The sequence below is a fragment of the Protofrankia sp. Cr1 genome, assembly GCF_963555865.1.
In the GTDB taxonomy this organism is placed as follows: domain Bacteria; phylum Actinomycetota; class Actinomycetes; order Frankiales; family Frankiaceae; genus Protofrankia.
This window is the reverse complement of record NZ_CAUVXO010000009.1, coordinates 1-5825: the sequence shown is the minus strand read 5'-3', so window position 1 is coordinate 5825 and position 5825 is coordinate 1. Positions and strand designations below refer to the sequence as shown.

The following is a 5825-nucleotide window of genomic DNA, read 5'->3' as shown; positions in this document are numbered from 1 at the left end:
TCCGAGGCGGGCACCGTCCGGAGCCCCTGCCGAACGCGCCTCGGAGCTCAGCCGTGGGTGAGCGCCGACACCGCGGCCGCGGTGTCGGCGCTCAGTTCCCACTCGGCGGCGGCGACATTGGCGAGAAGCTGCGCGGGTGAGGTCACACCGGCGATGACAGACGCCACCGCCGGTTGCGCGATCAGCCAGGCGATCGACAGTTCCAGGAGGCTGTGCCCGTCCTGGCCGGCCAGCTTCTCGAAGGCCTCGAGACGATCGTGCGTGCGGTCGGAAAGGATTTTCCCGACCACATCAGGGGCTACATGATCCCCGAGGCGGGTACCTTCGGGCGGAGCCTGCCCCCGGCGGTACTTGCCGGTGAGAACGCCGGACGCGAGCGGGAAGAACGGAAGGAACGCCATGCCATGGGCACTCGCGGCCGGCACGGTGTCGGCGAGCGCCTCCGGCCGCAACAGGTTGAGCCGGTTCTGCACGCTGACGAACGGCCGCAGGCCGTGGTCCTTTGCGGCGCGCGCCGCCTCGTCGATCTGGGCCGTTCCCACGTTCGCGCAGCCGATCTCCCTGACCTTGCCCGCCTGGACGAGCGCGTCCAGTGCGCCGAGGGTCTCCTCGATCGGAACGGTCGGGTCGGGAAAATGCAACTGGTAGAGGTCGATCCGGTCGGTACGCAGCCGCCGCAGGCTCGCCTCGACGGCTGCCGTGATCCAGCGGGGGCTCGCGCCGCCGTCACCGGGCGCCGCGCCGTAGGTCGACCCGAACTTCGTCGCGATCACCACCTTGTCACGACGTGCGGCCAGCAGACGTCCGAGCAGCTCCTCGGATGCGCCGGCACCGTACTCGTCAGCGGTGTCGAGGAAGGTCACGCCGTTGTCGACGGCCGTGTCGAGAATCGCTGCGGTCCGGGTCTCGTCGCAGGTGGTGCCGAGCTGGTTACAACCCAACCCGACGACGGATACCTCCAGGCTGCCGATTCTTCGGGTACGCATTCCCGCTCCTTCGCAATCCGCTTATAAACACTTAGTGGTCGGCGCCAACCACTTAGAGCGACCGGCAATAGGGGACGCGGCGTCGCCGGGCAGCCGGGGTCGTTACCCGAGCCCGGCGCGGCGAACTGGCCCAGCTGATGGGCCGACAGCCACGCCCCAGCCGGCCAGCGCCTCGTCGAGGCTCGCCTCGACCGGGCCGGGCGGAGTGGACGCGGGTGTGCGGCTGAAACGTGGGGCGGGCGCCGGGCGCACCGCTCCCCCGCTGTCGGTGAAGGTCTCGCGGTAGGCGATGTGCGGATGCGAGGGCGCCTCGTCCATCGACAGCACCGGGGCGAAGCAGGCGTCGGTATGTTCCAGCAGCGCGCACCACTCGTCCCGGGTCCGTGTTCTGAACACCTCGGCGAGCCTGGCCTTCATCGGCCGCCAGCCGGCCTTGTCCCACTGCGTGGCCGGATCCACCGGGTCGAGGCCGACCAGCTCCAGCAACGTGCGGTAGAAGTTGTTCTCGATCGCGCCGACCGCGACATAACGGCCGTCCGCGGTCTCGTAGACGTTGTAGAAGGGCGCACCGGTGTCCAGAACGTTGGTGCCCCGCGGGCCGTCCCACTGCCCGGCCGCGCGCATCTCATGCGTCATCATCATCAGCAGCGCGGCCCCGTCGACCATCGCCGCGTCGACGACCTGACCGAGGCCGGACGCCTTCGCCTCGAACAACGCGCACATCACGCCGAAAGCGAGCAGCATTCCGCCGCCGCCGAAGTCGCCGACCAGATTGAGCGGCGGGACCGGTGCCTGACCCTCCCGACCGATCGGGTCCAACGCGCCGGCGAGCGCAATGTAGTTGATGTCGTGGCCGGCGCTGCGGGCATAGGGGCCGTCCTGGCCCCAGCCGGTCATCCGCCCGTAGACGAGCCCGGGATTGCGAGCGAGGCAGACATCGGGGCCGACACCGAGCCGCTCGGCCACGCCTGGACGGTAACCCTCGATGAAGGCGTCCGCGGCGTCGGTGAGCGCGAGCACCGCGGCCACCCCGGCCGGATCCTTCAGGTCGACGGTCACCGTCCGCCGGCCGCGGGCGAGTAGCGCGGGCGCCAGCTCCACCCTGGTCTCGGGCGACCGATCCACCGAGACGACGTCCGCCCCCATGTCGGCGAGCAGCATCGCCGCGAACGGTCCGGGCCCCTGACCGGCCAGCTCCACGACGCGTACCCCACGCAATGGTCCGCCGGATGCGGTCACCTGCTTCTCGACCATGGCACGCCCATCTTGTCTGCTTGTCTGCTTGTCTGCTTGTCAGTGCCGTCCACCAGAGGTGGCACGGTCACACTGTCAACCGTCACTTGTTGTAACAGATCGCTTCTTGTAACGGGTCACGTGTTCACTTGTTACTGAAAACGGGGGCGCGCTTGGTGAGAAAGGCCGCCTCGGCCTCGCGGCAGTCCTCGGTCAGGCTGGCAAGGATCTGGGTGCGGTTCTCCACCTGCATGGCGGCGTCGAGACTCGGGGCGTCGATGTTGTTCCAGAGCACCTGCTTGGTCATCCGGACTCCGAACGGACTGTTGGCCACGATCGCCGAAGCGATCGACACCGCCTCGTCCACCACCGTGCCGTCGTCGACGACCCGCAGGACAAGACCGTTGTCCTTGGCCTCCGGCGCGTCGATGAGCCGGCCGGTCAGCATCATCTCGGCCGCCGCCGTCGGCCCGACGATCCGGGGCAGGAAGTAGCTGGTGCCCATGTCTGCACCCGACAGCCCGATCCGGACGAAGGCGACGTTGAAGCGGGCGGAGCGTGCGGCGAGACGGATGTCCGCGGCCAGTGCGATGGCCAACCCCGCGCCGGAGGCCGGGCCGTTGACCGCGGCGATGACCGCCTGCGGCAGCTCGTGAACGGCCTTGATCAGTCGGGACGCGCGGGCCTGCCAGGCCATCCCGAACTGGATCCGCCCCAGATCGGAGGCGGCGGGGTCGGCGCCGAGGTCACGCAGGTCCTGGCCCGAGCAGAAGCCGCGGCCCGCACCGGTGATCACCAGAACTCGGGTCGAGGTGTCCCGGGAGAGGGCGTCGACGGTCTCCTCGATCTCGTCGTACATCTTCAGCGTGATCGCGTTGAGCCGATCCGGCCGGTTGAGGGTGAGGACTGCGACATGCGGAGCCGCTTCCTCGATACTGATGGTTTCCAAGGCTGCACCACTCCTTCAGCCGGGGCGGCCCTGCCCCTGGTGACGACCTGCGCGCTCCGGCGACAACATGGGCGACAATGCGTCCATGTCAAACCGACGCGTCAAACTCGACGCGTCAGACCCGACGCCTCAGACCCGACGCCTCAGAACGGATGGGTGGGGATCGATGCGGCGGGATCGCGGCTGCCGACGCTACGCTCCAGCGCTCTGGTAGTGCAATGTGTTTGATGGTCTAACTCTAACGGGATAGCCTCCGATTCTGATCGACAGCCAGTCGGATCGACAGAGATCAGATCGGCTCAGCCAGGCCGTGGCTACGTGCAGGCCGTGGCTAGGTGGACGAGGGGACGGGACACGTGAAGGTCGATGCGGGCGGGATCCTCGATCCGACCGGAGCGGCAGCCCTGGCGCAGGATGCCCAGGCCCGAGGCTACGACGGGCTCTGGCTCGGCGAGACCGCGCATGACCCCCTGATCGGCGTGGCCCTGGCCGCGGCGGGCACGGACCGCATCCAGGTCGGCACGAGCATCGCCGTTGCCTTCGCCCGCAGCCCGATGAACCTGGCGATGGCGGCGAACGACCTCCAGCTCGCCAGCGGCGGCCGGTTCCTGCTCGGGCTGGGGACGCAGATCAAACCCCACATCACCCGCCGTTTCAGCATGCCGTGGTCCAGGCCGGCCGCCCGCATGCGCGAGCTCGTCCTGGCGATCCGGGCGATCTGGGACTGCTGGAACGACGGCGCGGAGCTGAACTTCCGCGGCGAGTTCTACACCCACACACTCATGACACCGTTCTTCAACCCCGGCCCGAACCCGCACGGACGCCCCCCGGTGCTCCTCGCGGGCGTCGGCGAGCTCATGACGAAGGTCGCGGGCGAGGTCGCCGACGGTTTTCTCTGCCATCCCTTCACCACCGAGCGTTTTCTGCGGGAGGTGACGCTCCCGGCGCTGACGACCGGGCGTGAGTCCGCTGACGGAACGCTCGACGGCTTCACCATCGCCGGAGCACCCTTCGTCGTCACCGGCCACGACGAGCAGGCGCTGGCTGACGCAGCGCGCGGTACCCGCAAGCAGATAGCGTTCTACGCCTCGACGCCCGCCTACCGACCCGTCCTGGAGATCCACGGCTGGGGCAGCCTCCAGGAGCAGCTCAACCTGCTGTCCAAGCGGGGAGCCTGGGACGAGATGGGCGACCTCATCGACGACGATGTCCTCAACGCCTTCGCCGTCGTGGGCGAGCCCGACGACATCGCGCCCGAGCTCCGCCGGCGCTACGGCGACGTCATGACACGGGTCAGCCTCAACACTCCGTACACGTCCGACGAGAAGCTGTGGCCAGACATCGTGGCCGCCCTCCAGGTCTCCTGAATCCGCTCGCTCATAGCTCGTAAACGTCGCAGCTCCCAGAAGGAAGCGGCCCATGCCACCTCTCGCGGTCATGTTCACCTTCTCGGTTCCACCGGAAAAGATCGACGATGCGATCGCAATACTGGCCGAAATCAGCGCGGCCATGACGATCGAGGAGCCCGCCGCCCTGATGCACGTCTCCCACCAGCGCGCCGACAAGCCGGGTTCGTTCGCCTTCTACGAGCTCTACCCGGACGAGGCTGCATTCAAGGTCCACGGCAAGGGTCCGATCATGACAGCGGTCGGTAGCCGGTTGAACGCCCTGATGGAGCAGCCGGGCAAGGGCTTCATCCTCAACCCGGTGACCGGCGTCGGCCTACCCACCTGAACCTGGAGTCGGCGGGTTCAAACGGTCGTAGCGACGACCTGCCGGCCGACCGGCAGGTGTGCTCCTGATCGTCAGGCCCGGACGGTGTCAGCCGCCGGCCTGGGCGCGATGGTGACGCGATCTGCCGGCAGGGTTTTATACAAGCCTGCCTTGACAGGGTGATATAAAACTTGTTGTGACTCTGAGTCGTGAACAACTCCGCCACGAGGCGGACAGGGCGATCGACGGGGTGCTCGGGGGGTGCGAAGCGCGAGAGCTGGAGTCGCAGACGCTCGACTTCAAGGAGCTCAAGCGTCCCGCGGGCAACGACCGCGACCCGCTGAAGGCGGCGGCTGCCGACCTCGCCGAAGCGGTGGCATGTCTGGCCAACAGTCGGGGAGGAACGATCATCGTTGGCGTACGCGACGACCGCGCCGGACCTGCGGCCCTCGTGGGTGTACCGACCGACCTCGACACTGACGATCTTCGCCATCGAATATGGCAACACACGTCGCCACCACTTGTAGTTGATATTGAAAGTCGCATCACGCAGGGCACGCGCCTGCTACTCATCACCGTGGAAACGGCGTTCGACCTGATTCGGGCTGGTGGAAAACTCCGCGAACGGATTGGCACATCCTGTGAGCCGATGACTTCTGGCCGGGAAACTGTCATCCGTGATGAGCGTCGCGGATACGACTGGTCCGCCGAGCCCACGCACCTGGGGGTCGACGACGTGTCCCCACGCGCGGTCGAGGAGGCACGCCGTGGGCTCACCGAGGCGGGTGACTCCCAGAGCCGCCGGCGCGCCGAGCTGAGCGTCCCCGACCTCTTGCGTGAGTGCGCGGTTCTGGACGAAAACGGGCATCTCACGCGGGGCGGCGCCCTGATGTTCAGCAACCTGCACCCTTTCGCCGCCGATCCGGCGATCCAGTACCTGCGCC

Annotated in this window: 6 protein-coding genes; 3 read left to right on the top strand and 3 right to left on the bottom strand. The window is 67.9% G+C overall.

All coding sequences use genetic code 11. The features are described 5' to 3' along the window. Positions 1-47 precede the first annotated feature (47 nt). The 3 genes from U9980_RS02050 to U9980_RS02040 form a co-directional block, all read right to left on the bottom strand. On the bottom strand, positions 48-986 hold the full coding sequence (locus U9980_RS02050) for an aldo/keto reductase (RefSeq protein ID WP_322766446.1): 939 nt from the start codon (positions 984-986) through the stop codon (positions 48-50). 102 nt (positions 987-1088) lie between these two features. Further along, positions 1089-2240: a CaiB/BaiF CoA-transferase family protein gene (locus U9980_RS02045; protein ID WP_322766445.1), complete on the bottom strand. Its 1152-nt coding sequence runs from the start codon at positions 2238-2240 to the stop codon at positions 1089-1091. Positions 2241-2364: 124 nt separating this feature from the next. After that, positions 2365-3168 carry an enoyl-CoA hydratase/isomerase family protein gene (locus U9980_RS02040; protein ID WP_322766444.1) on the bottom strand — a complete coding sequence of 268 codons (804 nt, stop codon included), beginning with the start codon at positions 3166-3168 and terminating at the stop codon, positions 2365-2367. Between the two features lie 356 nt (positions 3169-3524). Here U9980_RS02040 and U9980_RS02035 point away from each other — a divergent pair, with 356 nt between their 5' ends. The 3 genes from U9980_RS02035 to U9980_RS02025 form a co-directional block, all read left to right on the top strand. Next, entirely contained in the window at positions 3525-4535 is a 1011-nt protein-coding gene (locus U9980_RS02035; RefSeq protein ID WP_322766443.1) for an LLM class F420-dependent oxidoreductase, read from the top strand. Between the two features lie 52 nt (positions 4536-4587). Then, positions 4588-4902, top strand: coding sequence for a putative quinol monooxygenase (locus U9980_RS02030; RefSeq protein WP_322766442.1), 315 nt, complete (start codon positions 4588-4590; stop codon positions 4900-4902). 175 nt (positions 4903-5077) lie between these two features. Beyond that, the coding region (locus tag U9980_RS02025; protein WP_322766441.1) for an ATP-binding protein at positions 5078-5825 on the top strand (748 nt) is incomplete at its 3' end.

What these genes read in the sequence shown, in the direction of transcription:
- U9980_RS02050 (WP_322766446.1), bottom strand. Translation starts at nt 986, where the DNA reads ATGCGTACCCGAAGAATCGGCAGCCTGGAGGTATCCGTCGTCGGGTTG.
- U9980_RS02045 (WP_322766445.1), bottom strand. Translation starts at nt 2,240, where the DNA reads ATGGTCGAGAAGCAGGTGACCGCATCCGGCGGACCATTGCGTGGGGTA.
- U9980_RS02030 (WP_322766442.1), top strand. Translation starts at nt 4,588, where the DNA reads ATGCCACCTCTCGCGGTCATGTTCACCTTCTCGGTTCCACCGGAAAAG.